Genomic DNA, 16,096 nt, shown 5'->3' on the forward strand with positions numbered 1-16,096 from the left:
AGGCCCGGAAGACCTTCACCCACCGCTCAGACCCACACCTCAGCCGGCCGCACCGGCACCGACATCGGCACCCTGGTCGCCGGCGGGAGCACCACCCTGATCGCCACTGCCACCCTGGTCGGCAGGCTGGTCAGCGCCACCCTGGTCGGCAGGCTGATCGGCACCACCCTGGTCCGCAGGCTGCTCAGCACCACCGTCGTCAGCCGGAGCGCCACCCTGGTCAGTGCCACCCTGATCGGTCCCACCCTGGTCGGTCCCACCCTGATCGGTCCCACCCTGGTCAGTACCGCCCTGGTCGGTCCCACCCTGATCAGTACCGCCCTGATCGGTCCCACCCTGGTCAGCACCGCCCTGGTCGGTCCCGCCCTGGTCAGTACCGCCCTGATCGTTTTTCCCGCCCTGGTCAGTACCGCCCTGGTCGGTCCCACCCTGATCAGTACCGCCCTGGTCAGTACCGCCCTGGTCGGTCCCACCCTGATCAGTACCGCCCTGGTCGGTCCCACCCTGATCAGTACCGCCCTGATCAGTGCCACCCTGATCGGTCCCACCCTGATCAGCACCGCCCTGATCAGCACCGCCCTGATCAGTCCCACCCTGATCAGACCCGCCGTCGCCCTTCTCCGTGGTCTGGGTGCCGTCAGGGCCCTTGGCCGGGGGCTGGCCGTGCTCGGAGTTGTCCTTGCCCTTGTCGTCCGGGTGTTCCTTGTCGTGCTTGTCCACCCAGTCGGGCTTCTTCCAGCAGTCGTTGTCCCAGTGGTCCCAGTGCTTCTCGTGCTTGTTGTGCTCCCAGTAGTTGTAGTGGCCGTAGGACTCCCAGTAGTAGTACTTGTGGTGCTTCTCCACGACGTAGTAGCAGTCGTAGTGGTGGTCCCAGTAGTACTTGTGGTGGTTCTTGACCACGTAATAGCAGTCGTGGTCCCAGTCCCAGAAGTACTTGTGCGAGCCGACGAGGTAGTAATAGCAGTGGTATTCCTCGTCCCAGTAGTAATGCTTGTTGTTGGCCCAGCACGAGTACACGCGGCCCTGCGAATGGCTCGCCGGCGGCTTCTTGCCGCAGGACTTCTTGAGCGCCTCGGACAGGTGGGCGTCGGCCGCGGGCGCCGTCGGCGCCTTCGGCAGCGGTGCCGCCGTGGCCACCGCGGCCGGCAGGACCACGCCGCCGGCGACGGCCACCGCGGAGGCCAGCACGGCCGCCGCCCCCAGACGACGCTTCGAACGGTTTCCCTCGCTGTCGGCGTTGCGCGTCTTGCGGATCATTTCCTTCTCCTTCGGAAGCGCCCTTTCCGGTGTCTCCGGTCGGGCTCGTGCTTCCAGTAGGCGCGCAGCCCACGCACGGGTCACGTTCCGACAGCTCGGGACTTGACAGGGGGAAATTCACCGTCTAAAAGGGGCCGCCTGCCAGCCGGTCCAGCGCGAGACGGTCACGAGAATGACCGTGGCATGCGGGGGGCGCTCCCGGTATTGCGGGTATTTCTCGCGCAGCGGCTCGACGACCGCCGCGTCGGCGGAAAGCAGCGTCGCGTCGCCGTCCGCCCGGACCCACCACAGGCGGTCCCAGTTCTCGTCGTCGTACACGTCCACGAGCAGCGAGACCGACGGCTGCGCGGCGATGTTGCGCAGCCGCTTGAGGCGGGGCGTGGTCTTCGGCTTGTGGTCGACGGCGGTGACGATCCCGTCGGCGCCGTACCGCGCGAAGACGACCGGCACCAGGTGGGGGCGGCCGGTCTCGTCCACGGTCGCGAGGCGGGCCACCCGGGCCGCGGTGAACCGTCGCCGCGCCTCGTCCTCGGACAGCTCCGGCACCGTGCGCCCCTCCCTCCTCAGGCCCCGCGCAGCGCGTCGAGCACGTCGGCGTCCGTCAGCTGGGCGAAGTCGTCGTACCACTGCCCGACCGCGCTGAAGATCACCGGACGGTGCGGGCAGACGACGAGGTCGGCCTCCGCGGCGAGCGCGTCGAGGGAGTCGGGGGCGCCGACCGGGACGGCCAGTACGGTCCGGGCGGGGTTCCGCCGCCGTACGTGGCGCAGGGCGGCGCGGGCGGTGTTGCCGGTGGCGAGGCCGTCGTCGACGACGATCGCGGTACGGCCGCGCAGTTCGGGCGGCGGCCGGCCCTCCCGGTAGCGGCGCTCGCGGCGGCGCAGCTCCTGCCGCTCGCGCTCCACGACGGGGGCCAGGGACTCCTCGTCCAGGCCGAGGTGGGCCAGGGTCGCGAGATCGAAGAGCGGCGGGTCGTCCCCGGCGATCGCACCGACGCCGAACTCCTCGTGGTACGGGGCTCCGATCTTGCGGACGACGAGGACGTCCAGCGGGGCCGGAAGCTCCCGCGCGACCTCCGCGGCGACCGCCGCGCCGCCGCGGGGCAGGGCCAGCACGATCGGGTCCGGCAGCTCCCCCCTGTCGCGCAACTTCCGCAGTACGGCGGCGAGTTCGCGGCCCGCGTGGGCACGGTCCCGGTAGCGCACGGCCGGTCCTCTCCGGGTGAGGTCGGATCCCCTTCCTCCATGCTCACACCCCAGGACGCCGGAAGCCGAGTCCATCTCCCATAATTCGCACACGCATTCTATACACTGTGTGTATAGTCCCCGCATGCCACTGTGGAGCAAGCTTCCGATCAAGAAGAGGGAAAGACGGCCGTTCGGGTTCCCGACCGTCGCCGCCGTCTGTCTCGCCCTGACCCTGTCCGGCTGCGCGCAGGTCGACACGACATCACCCGCCGATGCCCGCAACCACGCCGCGAAGAGCGGTCAGGTCCGGTTCGGGACCGTCGACTGCCGGGAGGCGAAGTGCATCGCGCTCACCTTCGACGCGGGACCCAGCGAGAACTCGGCCCGGCTGCTCGACATCCTCAGGGAGAAGCACGTCCCGGCGACCTTCTTCCTGCTGGGCAAGCGGCACATCGAGCAGTACCCGGAGCTGGTGAAGCGGATGGCCGCGGAGGGGCACGAGGTCGCCAGCCACACCTGGGACCACAAGATCCTCACGCGGATCCCGGACCGCCGGATACGCGAGGAACTCACCCGCCCCGACGACGCGATCGAGCGCCTCACCGGCCGCAAGCCCACCCTGATGCGCCCGCCGCAGGGCCGCACCGACGCGAACGTGCACCGGATCTGCCGTGAGCTGGGGCTCTCCGAGGTGCTCTGGAGCGTCACCGCCAAGGACTACCTGACCACCGACCCCCGGCTCATCACCCGGCGGGTCCTGGACCAGGCGTCCCGGGACGGGATCATCCTGCTCCACGACATCTACCGCGGCACCGTGCCGGCCGTGCCCGGCATCATCGACGCCCTCAAGGAGCGCGGCTACGTGTTCGTGACGGTCCCGCAGCTGCTGGCCCCCGGCAAGGCCGTACCGGGCAAGGTGTACCGCCCCTGAGCCACCGGCCACGTGAGGTGCAGCTCCTCCGGTGAGCGGTGGATCATCGTCGGCCGCATGGTGACCGGGTGGCCCTCCGCGAGCCGCAGGCCGGGCAGACGGCGGGTCAGTTCCTCGACGGTGATGCGGAGTTGCTCGCGAGCCAGCTGGGCGCCGACGCAGGCGTGGGCGCCGAAGCCGAAGGCGAGGTGGCGGGCGGGGGCGTCGCGGGTGATGTCGAACGTGTCGGGGCGGGGGTGACGCAAGGCATCGCGGTTGGCCGCGCCGAAGGCGACGAACAGCTCGGCCCCGGCCGGGAGTTCGGTGCCGGCGAGGGCGACCGGCCGGGTGGTGACGCGGCGGAAGCCCTGGAGCGCGCCGTCGTAACGGGCCGCCTCCTCGACGGCCGCCGGGATCAGGTCGGGCCGCTCGCGGAGCAGTTCCCACTGGTCCCGATGGCTCAGCAGATGCAGCACGGTGGTGCCTATCAGCGCGGTCGTGGTCAGGTGCCCGGCGATCAGCAGGTTCTGGAGATGAGCGACGGCCTCGTGCCGGCCGTCCGGCGGGAGTTCGCCCTGCCCGGGCTCGGCCACGGAGGCGACGATCTCCGTGGCCAGGTCCTCGCGGGGACGGACGTAGCGGTCGCGGGCACAGCGGTCCAGGACGTGCTGCATGGCCACCACGTCCTCGGCGGCGGCGATCTGCTCGGCCTCCGGCAGCGGCCGGAACAGCAGCTGCTCGGCCCGGTGCCCGCCGTGCACGACGAGCGGCACGTCGGCGGGGTCGAGCCCGACGATCCGGCCGATGACGTCACCGGGCAGCCGCATGGCGTACGCCGACATCAGCTCCACCCGGCCGTCCTCGGCGAACCCGTCGACGAGGGCGGCGGCGCGCTCCCGGGCGTACGGCGCGGCCGCCGCGACCCGGGCGGGCGACAGGGCGCGCACCAGCGGGGCACGCAGCCGCTGGTGCCGCTCCCCGTCCGAGGTGACCACGACCGGCCGGCCGCCGAAGCCTCCGGCCAGCACCTCGAGCGCGGCGGGCGAGGGCAGCACGTCCGGCCGTAACGCGTTCGCCGACGAGAACTCCAGCGGGCGGCGCAGCACCTCGCGGACGTCGGCGTCCCGGGCGACCAGCCAGGCGTCCAGCTCGGGCACCCGCAGCAGCCCCTCGGCCGCCTGCGCCCGCGCGTAGAGGGGATACGGACCGCGCATCAACTCATCGAGTTTGTCGTGCAGTTCATGTTCCACGAGACGCCCCCCGGGACGACGGCGGTACGGGTCGCGCTCATGGTGCCGTACCGCCGTACGCCCACGACAGGGTCCGGTCGGAACCGTTCAGAAACCGGTCAGAAGACGACCCACCAGCCTTCGCGGGCCGCCTGCTCGGCCGTGTACGACACCCCGTGCACCTTGAGACCGGCGGCGTCGAGGAGGGTGACCTCGCCGCCGTGGTTGCCGAGTTGGGCGCCGCCGGAGAGCGGCACGGCTAGCGTGGCGCCGGCGGCCAGGGGGCCGGCCGGGACCGGGGAGGACTGGCCGATACGGTCGACGAGACGCCAGCCGGTGAGGTCGGCCGGGGCGGGCGAGGCGTTGAGAAGGGTGACGGTCTCCGCCTCGGGGGCCGGGCCGGGCGGGTTGACCAGCGCGGCGACGATCCGCACCGGCTGCTCGCCGGTGGCGGGGCGGGAGACGTCGACGTCGGGAAGGGTGTGGCCGGTGGCGTCGTCGGTGTGCCAGGCCTGGCTCTGGAAGGCGAGGAAGACCCCGACCCAGCGCTCCTGCCCCTGGCCGTCGCCACCGTCGGTGTCGCCACCGGGGAGGCGGATGAGCAGCCCGCCGTCCTGCCACACCCCGTCGTCGCCGGCGAAGCGGCCGCTGTTGCCCTGGTTCATATGGATGTCGTGGACGCCGTTGCCGGGCAGGAAGCCGAACACCTTGTCCTTGACGCCGGTTTCGGGCCCCCAGCGCTCGCCGAAGAGGTACAGCCGGGCGCGGGGGTCCTCGACCGCCCGCCGGACGTAGTGGTCGAGCAGGTCGGCGAGGTCGTTGTCCGGGCCGGGGCGGTCCGCGGGCAGGACGCGCATCTTCGCCGGGTCGAACAGGTTGCCGCGCACGAAGTCGAGGTTGGGGCCGCCGGGCCCCGGCGGCAGGGTGTTCCAGCCGCTCGTCAGGCCCTCCAGGCGGGCGGTGAGGGGGTGCCTGAAGTCGTCGTCGACGAGGTAGAGCAGGTCGGCGGGCTTCTGCTGGGACAGGACGTTGACGGCGGCCCGGTAGTGGGTGCCGGAGTCGTCGGCGAGGTGGATCTGGTAGTGCGGGGTCCCGGCGGCGCCTTCGCGCCGGATGTCGACTGCCCGCGTGATCAGTACGCCGTAGGTCTTCAAGGGCATGATGACCAACTCCCCGTGGAAGCGGGCGGTTTGCCCGCCATGGCGGGAATCGTACGGGGCCGGGGCCGGTTCGGGCCCGGCTTGGACGATTCTGTCGGTCCTGTGAACAGTCGGTGCGCGTCCCGTAACCGGTGGCCGGTTCCCTACGATCGTGCCGTGGTCAACTTCCTCCTCCAACGGACGGCTCCACTCCCGATCGACGAGGCGTGGCGCCGGCTCACGGAGTGGTCCCGGCACGCCGACGTGGTCCCGCTGACCCGGATCACCGTGCTCACCGATCCCCCGACCCACGAGGGCACGGTCTTCGTGGCGCGCTCCGGACTCGGACCGCTGTCCTTCGAGGATCCCATGGAGGTGACCGTCTGGCATCCCCCGCAGGACGGCGGCCCCGGCCGGTGCCGGCTGGTCAAGCACGGCCGGGTGGTGCTCGGCTGGGCCGAACTGGAGGTGCGTCCCGGCCCCGGCGGCCGGACCCGGGTGGTGTGGCGCGAGGAACTGCGGATCCGGGGGCTGCCGTCGGCCTTCGACCCTCTGGTGCGCCGGACCGCCCGGGCGGTGTTCGGGCGGGCGGTCAACGCCCTGCTCCGCAGCCCCTGACCGGGCGCCCCTTGGCAGATCCCGGCCGCACGATGGACAGTGGCCCTCCGGTGCCGAACGGGCACCGTGGGTCGATGCGGCCGGGGAGGCTCGGAGGTGGCGTTCTTCTCGCCCGGGGAAGCGAAGCTGTTACGGGAGGCGGGCCACCCGCGCGGGTGGGCCCGCGGCGAGGTCCTGATGCGGGAGGGCGAGGCGGCCGACTCCGTCGTGCTGCTCACCGGCGGTCTGGTCAAGGCGACGGTCGACTCGGCCAACGGCTACACCAGCCTGCTCGCCCTGCGCGGCCCCGGTGAACTCCTCGGCGAACTCTCCTGCATCGACGGCCGGCCGCGCGGCGCGACGGTCACCGCGATGCGCCGCAGCGAGGGCGTGGTGGTCGCCTCGGACGCCTTCGTACGGCTCCTGGAGCACGACGCCAGCCTCTGCCTGTCGGTCCTGCGCTCGGTCGTGGGCCGATTACGGGACTCCGACGGGCTGCGCGCCGAACAGGGCGCCCGCACGACCCGGGCCCGGGTCGCCGGGCTGCTGGTGAAGCTCGCCGTCCAGTACGGCTCGGCCGCGCCGGAGACGCTGCCGGGCGCGGTCGCCGTCCAGGTGAACCAGCGCGAACTGGCCGCCGCCACCGGGGCGTCCCGGGAGTCGGTGGTGCGCTGTCTGCGGGCCATGCAGCAGGAGGGCCTGGTGGCCACCAGGCGGGGGCGGACCGTCGTACTGGACCTGGCCGGGTTACGGCGCTGGGCGGAGGAGGAGTGAACCGGCGCGCTTGCACCCCGGTCGCATGAGAACGGAACTCCCGCCGCCGAATGCGTCATTTGACGCTGTGCCACGGCCGGGAAGGCGCTTCCATCGTCCCCTGGCGCCCGGACCGGTACGGCGATCGGGGGAACGGACCGGGCGCTCCGCTCCACGGGGGGGGGGGTGGCCGGCCCGGGGGGACTAGGCCACCGACCCGATCCGCCGCGTCGGGGCCGGCGCCGACGTCGCGTCGTGGTGGATCGGGGTGTGTGCCCCGGTCAGGGAGAGCCCGCTGCCGCCACGCCGGTTCGCGACGATCTCGGCGGCGATCGAGAGCGCGGTCTCCTCGGGCGTGCGGGCGCCGAGGTCGAGACCGATCGGGGACCGCAGGCGCGCCAGCTCCAGCTCGGTGACCCCGACCTCGCGCAGCCGCTCGTTGCGGTCCAGGTGGGTGCGGCGGGAGCCCATCGCGCCGACGTACGCCACCGGGAGGCGCAGCGCGAGCCGGAGCAGGGGGACGTCGAACTTGGCGTCGTGGGTGAGGACGCACAGGACGGTGCGGCCGTCGACCGGGGTGCGCTCCAGGTATCCGTGCGGCCACTCGACGACGATCTCGTCGGCCTCCGGGAAGCGGGCCCGCGTCGCGAACACGGGCCGTGCGTCGCACACGGTCACCCGGTAGTTGAGGAACTTGCCGACGCGGACCAGCGCCGACGCGAAGTCGATCGCCCCGAAGACGATCATCCGGGGCGGCGGGACGGACGACTCGACCAGCACCGTGAGCGGTGCTCCGCAGCGCGAGCCCTGCTCTCCGATCTCCAGGGTGCCGGTGCGCCCCGCGTCCAGGAAGGCGGTCGCCTCGGCGGCGATCGTGCGGTCCAGTTCGGGGTGGGCGCCGAAGCCGCCCTGGTACGCGCCGTCGGCGTCCACCAGGAGGGCACGGCCCACCAGTTCCGCCGGCCCGGTCACGATCCGGGCGACCGCCGCCGCCTCCCCGCGGGCGGCGGCGGCCAGCGCGGCCACCACCACCGGCCGGACGGCATCCGCCGCCCGCACCGGGGTGACGAGGATGTCGATGACACCGCCGCAGGTCAGACCGACGGCGAAGGCATCCTCGTCGCTGTACCCGAAGCGCTCCAGCACGGTCTCCCCGTCCTCCAGCGCCTGCCGGCACAGCTCGTACACCGCCCCCTCCACACACCCCCCGGACACCGACCCGACGGCGGTCCCCTCCCCATCCACCGCCAGAGCGGCACCAGGCTGCCGCGGCGCACTCCCCCCGACCGCCACCACCGTGGCCACGGCGAAGTCCCGCCCATCGGCGACCCACCGACTCAGCTCCTCGGCGATGTCCAGCATTTCCGGATCTCCTTAACGAGGTTCAGGACAGGCGCCCCGAAGGGGCGCTGGGGGTACCGACCCCCGGCCCCTTCACGGCCAAGCCGGCGGAACGTCTAATGGACGCCCAGCCAGCTCTCAATGGGATGGAGTGCGAAATAGACCAGGAAGATCCCTGTCAGGCCCCACATGAATGCCCCGATTTCCCTGGCCCTGCCCTGAGCTGCCTTGATGGCGGTGTACGAGATCACACCGGCGGCCACACCCGTGGTGATCGTGTACGTGAACGGCATCAGAACGACCGTCAGGAACACCGGGATGGCGGTGGCCCGGTCGGCCCAGTCCACGTGCCGGGCGTTCATCAGCATCATCGCGCCGATGACCACCAGGGCGGCGGAGGCGACCTCCTGCGGGACGATCGCGGTGAGCGGCGTGAAGAACAGGCAGGCCGCGAAGAACAGGCCGGTGACCACCGAGGCGAGCCCGGTCCGGGCGCCCTCGCCGACACCGGTCGCCGACTCGATGAACACGGTCTGCCCGGAGCCGCCCGCCACCCCGCCGACCGCACCGCCCGCACCGTCGATGAACAGCGCCTTGGACAGCCCCGGCATCCGCCCCTTGTCGTCGGCCAGCCCGGCCTCGGTGCCGACGCCGATGATGGTGGCCATCGCGTCGAAGAACCCGGCGAGCACGAGGGTGAAGACGATCATCCCCACCGTCATCGCGCCGACCTTGCCCCAGCCGCCGAACTCGACGTGCCCGAAGAGCGAGAAGTCCGGCATGGAGACGGCGGAGCCGTGCAGTTCGGGGGCGCCGTTGGCCCACTGCTCGGGGTCGACGACCCCGAGGCCGTTCAGCGCCGCCGCCACGGCAGTGCCGCCGATGATGCCGATCAGGATGGCGCCGGGCATGTTCCGGGCCTGGAGCATGAAGATCAGCAGCAGGGTGCCGGCGAAGAGCAGCACCGGCCAGCCGGCGAGTTCGCCCGCGGGGCCGAGGGTGACCGGGGTGGCCTTGCCCTGGTGCACGAAGCCGGACTTGTAGAAGCCGATGAGGGCGATGAACAGGCCGATGCCCATGGTGATGCCGTGCTTGAGGGCGAGCGGGATCGCGTTCATGATCATCTCGCGCAGGCCGGTGACGACCAGGAGCATGATGACCACGCCGTAGAGCACGCACATGCCCATCGCCTGCGGCCAGGTCATCTGCGGGGCGACCTGCGAGGAGAGCACGCCGGAGACGGACAGGCCGGCGGCGAGCGCGAGCGGCACCTTGCCGACGAAGCCCATCAGGAGGGTGGTGAAGGCCGCGGCGAACGCGGTCGCCGTGATGAGCGCCTTCTGGCCGAGCGTGTCCCCGGCCGCGTCCTTGCCGGACAGGATCAGGGGGTTGAGCAGGAGGATGTACGCCATCGCCATGAAGGTGGTGACGCCGCCGCGGACCTCCCGCGCGACGGAGGAACCTCTCCCGGATATGTGAAAGTAACGGTCGAGCCAGGAGCGTCCGGCCGGGACGCGGGTGCCTTCTCCCGCGTCGTCGGCCGTGGTCCTGGGCTCCACTGATTGCTGGGTCATGGTGCCGTCTCCCAAGGTTCACAGGGGCACCCGTGCATCGCCTTTCACGACGTACGGGATTTGGGATGTGCACGGCCCGGGGGACGGCCCAGGACGGACATGTGGGGGCCCGGGGGACCAGGTCCCCCGGGAAACTCACCGGTTCGATCCCCGAGGGGTCACGTGCCCGTGAGGTGTTCCGGACGTACCGGCGTCCGGTTCAGCTCCAGGCCCGTCGCGTTGCGGATCGCCGCGAGGACCGCCGGAGTCGAGGACAGCGTCGGAGCTTCGCCGACGCCGCGGAGCCCGTACGGGGCGTGGTCGTCGGCGAGTTCGAGGACGTCGACCGGGATGGTCGGCGTGTCGAGGATGGTCGGGATCAGGTAGTCCGTGAAGGACGGGTTCCTGACCTTCGCCGTCTTCGGGTCGACGATGATCTCCTCCATCACCGCGACGCCCAGGCCCTGGGTCGTGCCGCCCTGGATCTGGCCGACGACGGAGAGCGGGTTGAGCGCCTTGCCGACGTCCTGGGCGCAGGCCAGCTCGATCACCTTGACCAGGCCCAGCTCGGTGTCGACCTCGACGACCGCGCGGTGCGCGGCGAAGCTGTACTGGACATGGCCGTTGCCCTGTCCGGTGTGCAGGTCGAAGGGCACGGTCGGCCGGTGCCGCCACTCCGCCTCGATCTCCACGGCCTCGTCGCCGAGGACGTCCACCAGGTCGGCGAGCACCTCGCCGCCGTCGGTGACGACCTTGCCGCCCTCCAGGAGCAGCTCGGCAGTGGCCCAGGCCGGGTGGTACGTACCGAACTTGCGGCGGCCGAGGTCGAGGACCTTCTCGCGGACCAGCTCGCAGGAGTTCTTCACGGCACCGCCGGTGACATACGTCTGCCGGGAGGCCGAGGTCGAACCGGCGGAGCCCACCTGGGTGTTGGCCGGGTGGATGGTCACCTGGGCCACGCCCAGCTCGGTGCGCGCGATCTGCGCGTGCACGGTGACCCCGCCCTGCCCGACCTCCGCCATCGCGGTGTGCACGACGGCGACCGGCTCGCCGCCGACCACCTCCATCCGCACCCGCGCGGTCGAGTAGTCGTCGAAGCCCTCGGAGAAGCCGACGTTCTTGATGCCGACCGCGTAGCCGATGCCGCGTACGACGCCTTCGCCGTGGGTGGTGTTGGACAGACCGCCGGGCAGCTGCCGTACGTCGGCGCCCTCGCTGCTCTCCCACTGGCGCTCGGGCGGCAGCGGCATCGCGGTGACCCGGCGCAGGAGTTCGGCGACCGGGGCGGGCGAGTCGACCGGCTGGCCGGTCGGCATGATCGTGCCCTGCTCCATGGCGTTCAGCTTCCTGAACTCCACCGGGTCCATGCCGAGTTGCCCGGCGACCTTGTCCATCTGCGCCTCGTAGGCGAAGCACGCCTGGACCGCGCCGAAGCCGCGCATCGCGCCGCAGGGCGGGTTGTTGGTGTAGAGGGCGATGGCCTCGATCTCGACGTCGTCGACGACGTAGGGCCCGATGCCGAGCGAGGAGGCGTTGCCGACGACGGCCGGGGAGGCGGAGGCGTACGCGCCGCCGTCGAGCACGATCCGGCACTTGACGTGCGTCAGCTTGCCTTCGCGGGTGGCCCCGTGCTCGTAGTAGAGGCGGGCCGGGTGGCGGTGGACGTGCCCGAAGAAGGACTCGAAACGGTTGTAGACGATCTTGACGGGCTTGCCGGTGCGCAGGGCCAGCAGGCAGGCGTGGATCTGCATGGACAGGTCCTCGCGGCCGCCGAACGCGCCGCCGACGCCGGCCAGCGTCATCCGCACCTTGTCCTCGGGCAGGCCGAGCACGGGCGCGATCTGGCGCAGGTCGGAGTGGAGCCACTGGGTGGCGATGTAGAGGTGGACGCCACCGTCCTCCTCGGGCACCGCGAGGCCGGACTCGGGGCCGAGGAAGGCCTGGTCCTGCATGCCGAAGTAGTACTCGCCCTTGACGATGACGTCGGCTCGCTTGGCGGCCTCGTCGGCGTCGCCGCGGACGATCGGCTGGCGGTGCACGATGTTGGGGTGCGGGACGTGGCCGATGTGGTGGTCGGCGCGGCCCTCGTGGACGTGGATCGCGTCCGGGGCGGTGGCGGAGGCCTCGTCGGTGATGACGGGCAGCTCGCGGTACTCGACCTTGATCTTCGCGGCGGCGCGGCGGGCGGTCTCCGGGTGGTCGGCGGCGACGATGGCGACCGGTTCGCCGTGGTGGCGTACCTTGCCGTGCGCGAGCACCGGGGTGTCCTGGATCTCCAGGCCGTAGTTCTTCACCTCGGTGGGCAGGTCGTCGTAGGTCATGACGGCGTAGACGCCGGGCTGGGCGAGCGCCTCGCTGGTGTCGATGGACACGATCTCGGCGTGCGCGACCGTGGAGCGGAGGATCTGGCCCCAGAGCATGTCCTCGTGCCACATGTCGGACGAGTACGCGAACTCGCCGGTGACCTTGAGGGTGCCGTCCGGGCGGAGGGTGGACTCGCCGATGCCGCCCTTGGTCTGGGAACCCTGGGTGACCTTGGTGGGAGTGCCGAGGGGCGCGCTGTTGCTGGGCATCCGGCTCAGACCGCCTCTCCCTGCCGGGCGGCCGCGAGGCGGACCGCGTCCATGATCTTCTCGTAGCCGGTGCAGCGGCACAGGTTGCCCGAGAGCGCCTCGCGGATGTCCGCGTCGCTCGGGTTGGGGTTGTGCTCCAGCATCTCGTCGGCGGCGACCAGCAGACCGGGCGTGCAGAAGCCGCACTGGACGGCGCCGGCGTCGATGAACGCCTGCTGGACCGGGGAGAGTTCGGTCCCCTCGCCGGTCTGGGAGTCCTGCCCCTTGGCGGCCCAGCGCTGGGCCTGGTCGAGCGAGGTCCCGTGGGCGGTGCCGCAGTCACGCTGCCGGGCGTAGTCCGCGAGCCCCTCGACGGTGACGACCTCCCGGCCCTCCACCTGCCCGGCCGCGACCAGACACGAGCACACCGGCACCCCGTCCAGACGGACCGTGCAGGACCCGCACTCCCCCTGCTCGCAGGCGTTCTTCGACCCCGGAAGGCCGAGCCGCTCGCGCAGCACGTACAGCAGGCTCTCGCCCTCCCAGACGTCGTCGGCTTCCTGCGGACGTCCGTTGACGGTGAAGTTGACGCGCATCAGGCGACACTCCCCTTCTGAAAAGTAGTGCCGCGGTACGACTCCCAGGTCCAGGTGAGCGTGCGGCGGGCCATGACCGCGACCGCGTGGCGGCGGTAGCTCGCGGTGCCCCGGACGTCGTCGATCGGGTTGCAGGAGGCGGCGCACAGGTCCGCGAACTGCTTGGCGACCGACGGGGTGATGATCTTGCCGTTGTCCCAGAAGCCGCCCTCGTCGAGCGCCGCGTTCAGGAAGTCCTCGGCGGTCTTCGCCCGTACGGGTGTCGGGGCGGCCGAGCCGATCCCCGTCCGCACGGTCCGGGTCCCGGGGTGCAGGGCGAGCCCGAAGGCGCACACGGCGATCACCATCGCGTTGCGCGTACCGACTTTGGAGTACTGCTGCGGCCCGTCGGCCTTCTTCACGTGGACCGCGCGGATCAGCTCGTCGGGCGCGAGCGCGTTGCGCTTGACGCCCGTGTAGAACTCGTCGATCGGGATCAGCCGCGAGCCGCGCACCGACTCGGCCTCGACCTCGGCGCCCGCCGCGAGCAGCGCGGGGTGGGCGTCGCCGGCCGGGGAGGCGGTGCCGAGGTTGCCGCCGACGCCGCCGCGGTTGCGGATCTGCGGGGAGGCGACCGTGTGCGAGGCCAGGGCGAGGCCCGGCAGCTCGGTGCGGAGGTTCTCCATGATCCGGGTGTACGGCACCGAGGCGCCGAGCCGTACGCTCTCCTCGCCGGTCTCCCATTCGTAGAGATCGCCGATGCGGTTGAGGTCGAGGAGGTACTCGGGCCGGCGGTGGTCGAAGTTGATCTCGACCATCACATCGGTGCCACCCGCGATCGGCACTGCGGTGGGGTGCTCGGCCTTCGCGGCGAGCGCCTCCTCCCAGCTGGCGGGGCGAAGGAAGTCCATGACCGGCTCTCTTCTCCGTCTCGTGAGTCTCGTGAGTCGTGCGGATTGAGCCAATCCGTGTGCGGCGGGCCCGGCTCGTTCATGTCCTGTTAACGCGGAATGAGGCCAGTACACCGCCCCGTACTCCAGCGGGGTCAGTCACCGAAACCATGAAGGAGTTGGCTGGCCAGCACGGGCATCTTGTAGATTCGTATGAACGGAGGTCATCAGTAACCTCTTGGTTTTCCTGTGGAAACGCAGGAAACGCCCTGGCGACCGCCGGTCGCGGTCCCGCAGCTCTCGGTCACGGCCCGCGGAGGCGCCTGCCGGGTGCCTTCCCCGTGACCCTTCAGGATTCATCGTAGATTTCGAGACACAGAACGGCGGCGACGAGATGCGGCTGCGCGCACTGCTGGACACCGACGCGCTGGGCCTGCGGCTGCTCGGCGGCGAGGACGAGCTGGACCGCACCGTACGCGGGGTGATGACCACCGACCTGCGGGACCCCAGCCGCTACCTCTCGGGCGGCGAGCTGGTGCTGACGGGCCTGGCCTGGCGCCGGGACGCCGCGGACTCCGAGCCGTTCGTACGACTGCTCGTGCAGGCCGGGGTGGTGGCGCTGGCCGCCGGCGAGGCCGAGCTGGGTGACGTCCCGGACGACCTGGTCGTGGCCTGCGCCCGGCACCGCCTCCCGCTCTTCGCGGTCCACGAGTCGGTGGCCTTCGCGACGATCACCGAGCATGTCGTACGGCAGGTCAGCGGCGAGCGCGCCGGGGACCTCGCGGCCGTGGTGGACCGGCACCGCCGGATGATGACCTCGGGTCCGGCGGGCGGCGGGCCGGACGTGGTCCTGGACCTGCTGGGCTCGGACCTCGACCTGCGCGCCTGGGTGCTGTCCCCGACCGGCCGATTGATCGCGGGCTCCAAGGTGGCGGGCCCCGCGCTGCCCGCCGGTGTCTGCGCCGGGCTCGCCGCCGAGCACCTGGCCGCCACCCGCACCGGCCGCCGCGGCCCGCACCGCGTCCTGCTCGACGGCACCACGTACTCCCTGTTCCCGATCCGCCGGGGGCACCTCCCAGCGGTAGCTGGGGGAGGCCGCTCGGCGCAGGGCGCCCGGGACGTCCGGGAGACGGTCCTGTCGGACTGGCTGCTCGCCGTCGAGGCGGACGCGGGCGACTGGCCCGAGGAACGGCTCGACCTGCTCCAGGGCGTCACCCAGCTGATCTCCGTGGAACGCGACCGGCGCGACGCGGCCCGCACGGTACGGCGCCGGCTGGCCCAGGAGGTCCTCGAACTGGTCCAGACGGGCGCGGCACCGGCCGAGATCGCCGCCCGGCTGCGGGTGGCCGCCCCCGTGCTGCTGCCGGGCCTCGGCGCGGCCCCGCACTGGCAGGTGGTCGTCGCCCGCGTGGAGTGGGACGGCGGCGAGGTCGAGGGCGGCCCGGTCGCCCAGTCCCTCCTGGAGGAGATCCTGGTCGACCCGCTGGCGACCGGCCCGGAGCCGTCCGACCGGATAGCGGTGGCCCACACCGGCGACGAGGCGATCGCCCTCGTCCCGCTGCCCGCCGTCGCCGCCGAGCACGACGGCTCCGAGTCCGGCATCCAGGCCGACGAGCTCCTCGAGGCGGTCCGGGACCCGCTGACGGCGGGCCTGGCCGACGACGGCCGGGTCACCCTCGGGGTGAGCGCGGCCGTGCACTCGGCGGAGGGGCTGCGCGGTGCGCTGGAGGAGTCCCGGCACGCCCGCCGGGTGGCCGCCGCCCGCCCCGGCCGGGTGTGCGCGGCCGGCCACCAGGAACTGGCCTCGCACGTCCTGCTCCTGCCCTTCGTCCCCGACGACGTGCGCCGCGCCTTCACGGCCCGGCTGCTGGACCCCCTCCGGGACTACGACCGCCGCCACCGCGCCGAACTGATTCCCACCCTGGAGGCGTTCCTCGACTGCGACGGCTCCTGGACCCGCTGCGCCACCCGTCTCCATCTGCACGTCAACACGCTGCGCTATCGCGTGGGCAGGATCGAGCAGTTGACGGGCCGGGACCTGTCCCGGCTGGAGGACAAGCTCGATTTCTTCTTGGCGTTGCGGATGAGCTGAGGTCACGCGGGCGGGCGGACG

General features: G+C 71.9%; 14 protein-coding genes. 4 read left to right on the plus strand and 10 right to left on the minus strand.

Annotated elements, in window-relative coordinates:
- Positions 1-39: 39 nt before the first annotated feature.
- The 3 genes from ACFZDK_RS29590 to ACFZDK_RS29600 form a co-directional block, all read right to left on the minus strand.
- Positions 40-1,257 carry a hypothetical protein gene (locus ACFZDK_RS29590; protein WP_390976950.1) on the minus strand — a complete coding sequence of 406 codons (1,218 nt, stop codon included), beginning with the start codon at positions 1,255-1,257 and terminating at the stop codon, positions 40-42.
- Positions 1,258-1,374: 117 nt separating this feature from the next.
- Entirely contained in the window at positions 1,375-1,803 is a 429-nt protein-coding gene (locus ACFZDK_RS29595; RefSeq protein ID WP_390976951.1) for a TIGR03668 family PPOX class F420-dependent oxidoreductase, read from the minus strand.
- A 17-nt stretch (positions 1,804-1,820) separates the two neighbouring features.
- Positions 1,821-2,462 (minus strand): phosphoribosyltransferase family protein, encoded by a 642-nt coding sequence (locus tag ACFZDK_RS29600; protein WP_390976952.1) that lies wholly within the window; start codon positions 2,460-2,462, stop codon positions 1,821-1,823.
- Positions 2,463-2,586: 124 nt separating this feature from the next.
- On the opposite strand from ACFZDK_RS29600, the gene ACFZDK_RS29605 reads away from it, so the two are divergent.
- A complete protein-coding gene (locus tag ACFZDK_RS29605; protein ID WP_390976953.1) occupies positions 2,587-3,375 on the plus strand; it encodes a polysaccharide deacetylase family protein in 789 nt (262 codons plus the stop codon).
- On the opposite strand, the gene ACFZDK_RS29610 is transcribed toward ACFZDK_RS29605, so the two are convergent.
- Complete coding sequence (locus ACFZDK_RS29610; protein WP_390976954.1) at positions 3,303-4,604, minus strand: cytochrome P450; 1,302 nt, start codon at positions 4,602-4,604, stop codon at positions 3,303-3,305. The genes ACFZDK_RS29605 and ACFZDK_RS29610 overlap by 73 nt on opposite strands.
- Positions 4,605-4,702: 98 nt before the next feature.
- A complete protein-coding gene (locus tag ACFZDK_RS29615; RefSeq protein WP_390976955.1) occupies positions 4,703-5,743 on the minus strand; it encodes a DUF2278 family protein in 1,041 nt (346 codons plus the stop codon).
- Between the two features lie 156 nt (positions 5,744-5,899).
- Between ACFZDK_RS29615 and ACFZDK_RS29620 the strand changes: the two genes are divergently transcribed.
- Positions 5,900-6,340 carry an SRPBCC family protein gene (locus ACFZDK_RS29620; protein WP_390976956.1) on the plus strand — a complete coding sequence of 147 codons (441 nt, stop codon included), beginning with the start codon at positions 5,900-5,902 and terminating at the stop codon, positions 6,338-6,340.
- Between the two features lie 96 nt (positions 6,341-6,436).
- On the plus strand, positions 6,437-7,093 hold the full coding sequence (locus ACFZDK_RS29625; protein ID WP_390976957.1) for a cyclic nucleotide-binding domain-containing protein: 657 nt from the start codon (positions 6,437-6,439) through the stop codon (positions 7,091-7,093).
- 183 nt (positions 7,094-7,276) lie between these two features.
- Here ACFZDK_RS29625 and ACFZDK_RS29630 read toward each other — a convergent pair whose 3' ends face one another.
- From ACFZDK_RS29630 to ACFZDK_RS29650, 5 genes are all read right to left on the minus strand, one after another.
- A complete protein-coding gene (locus tag ACFZDK_RS29630) occupies positions 7,277-8,434 on the minus strand; it encodes an XdhC family protein (protein WP_390976958.1) in 1,158 nt (385 codons plus the stop codon).
- A gap of 95 nt (positions 8,435-8,529) precedes the next feature.
- Complete coding sequence (locus ACFZDK_RS29635) at positions 8,530-9,987, minus strand: solute carrier family 23 protein (RefSeq protein ID WP_390976959.1); 1,458 nt, start codon at positions 9,985-9,987, stop codon at positions 8,530-8,532.
- Between the two features lie 158 nt (positions 9,988-10,145).
- Positions 10,146-12,539 carry a molybdopterin cofactor-binding domain-containing protein gene (locus ACFZDK_RS29640; protein WP_390976960.1) on the minus strand — a complete coding sequence of 798 codons (2,394 nt, stop codon included), beginning with the start codon at positions 12,537-12,539 and terminating at the stop codon, positions 10,146-10,148.
- Between the two features lie 5 nt (positions 12,540-12,544).
- The gene (locus tag ACFZDK_RS29645; protein WP_390976961.1) at positions 12,545-13,114 is read right to left on the minus strand and encodes a 2Fe-2S iron-sulfur cluster-binding protein; all 570 of its coding nucleotides are present in this window, start codon (positions 13,112-13,114) and stop codon (positions 12,545-12,547) included.
- A complete protein-coding gene (locus ACFZDK_RS29650; RefSeq protein ID WP_390976962.1) occupies positions 13,114-14,004 on the minus strand; it encodes an FAD binding domain-containing protein in 891 nt (296 codons plus the stop codon). The genes ACFZDK_RS29645 and ACFZDK_RS29650 overlap by 1 nt, the downstream gene beginning before the upstream one ends.
- A 373-nt stretch (positions 14,005-14,377) precedes the next feature.
- Between ACFZDK_RS29650 and ACFZDK_RS29655 the strand changes: the two genes are divergently transcribed.
- Positions 14,378-16,075, plus strand: a complete 1,698-nt coding sequence (locus ACFZDK_RS29655) for a PucR family transcriptional regulator ligand-binding domain-containing protein (protein WP_390976963.1) — start codon at positions 14,378-14,380, stop codon at positions 16,073-16,075.
- The last annotated feature ends 21 nt before the right edge of the window (positions 16,076-16,096 follow it).

The sequence above is a fragment of the Streptomyces sp. NPDC007901 genome (assembly GCF_042959465.1).
Lineage (GTDB): Bacteria > Actinomycetota > Actinomycetes > Streptomycetales > Streptomycetaceae > Streptomyces.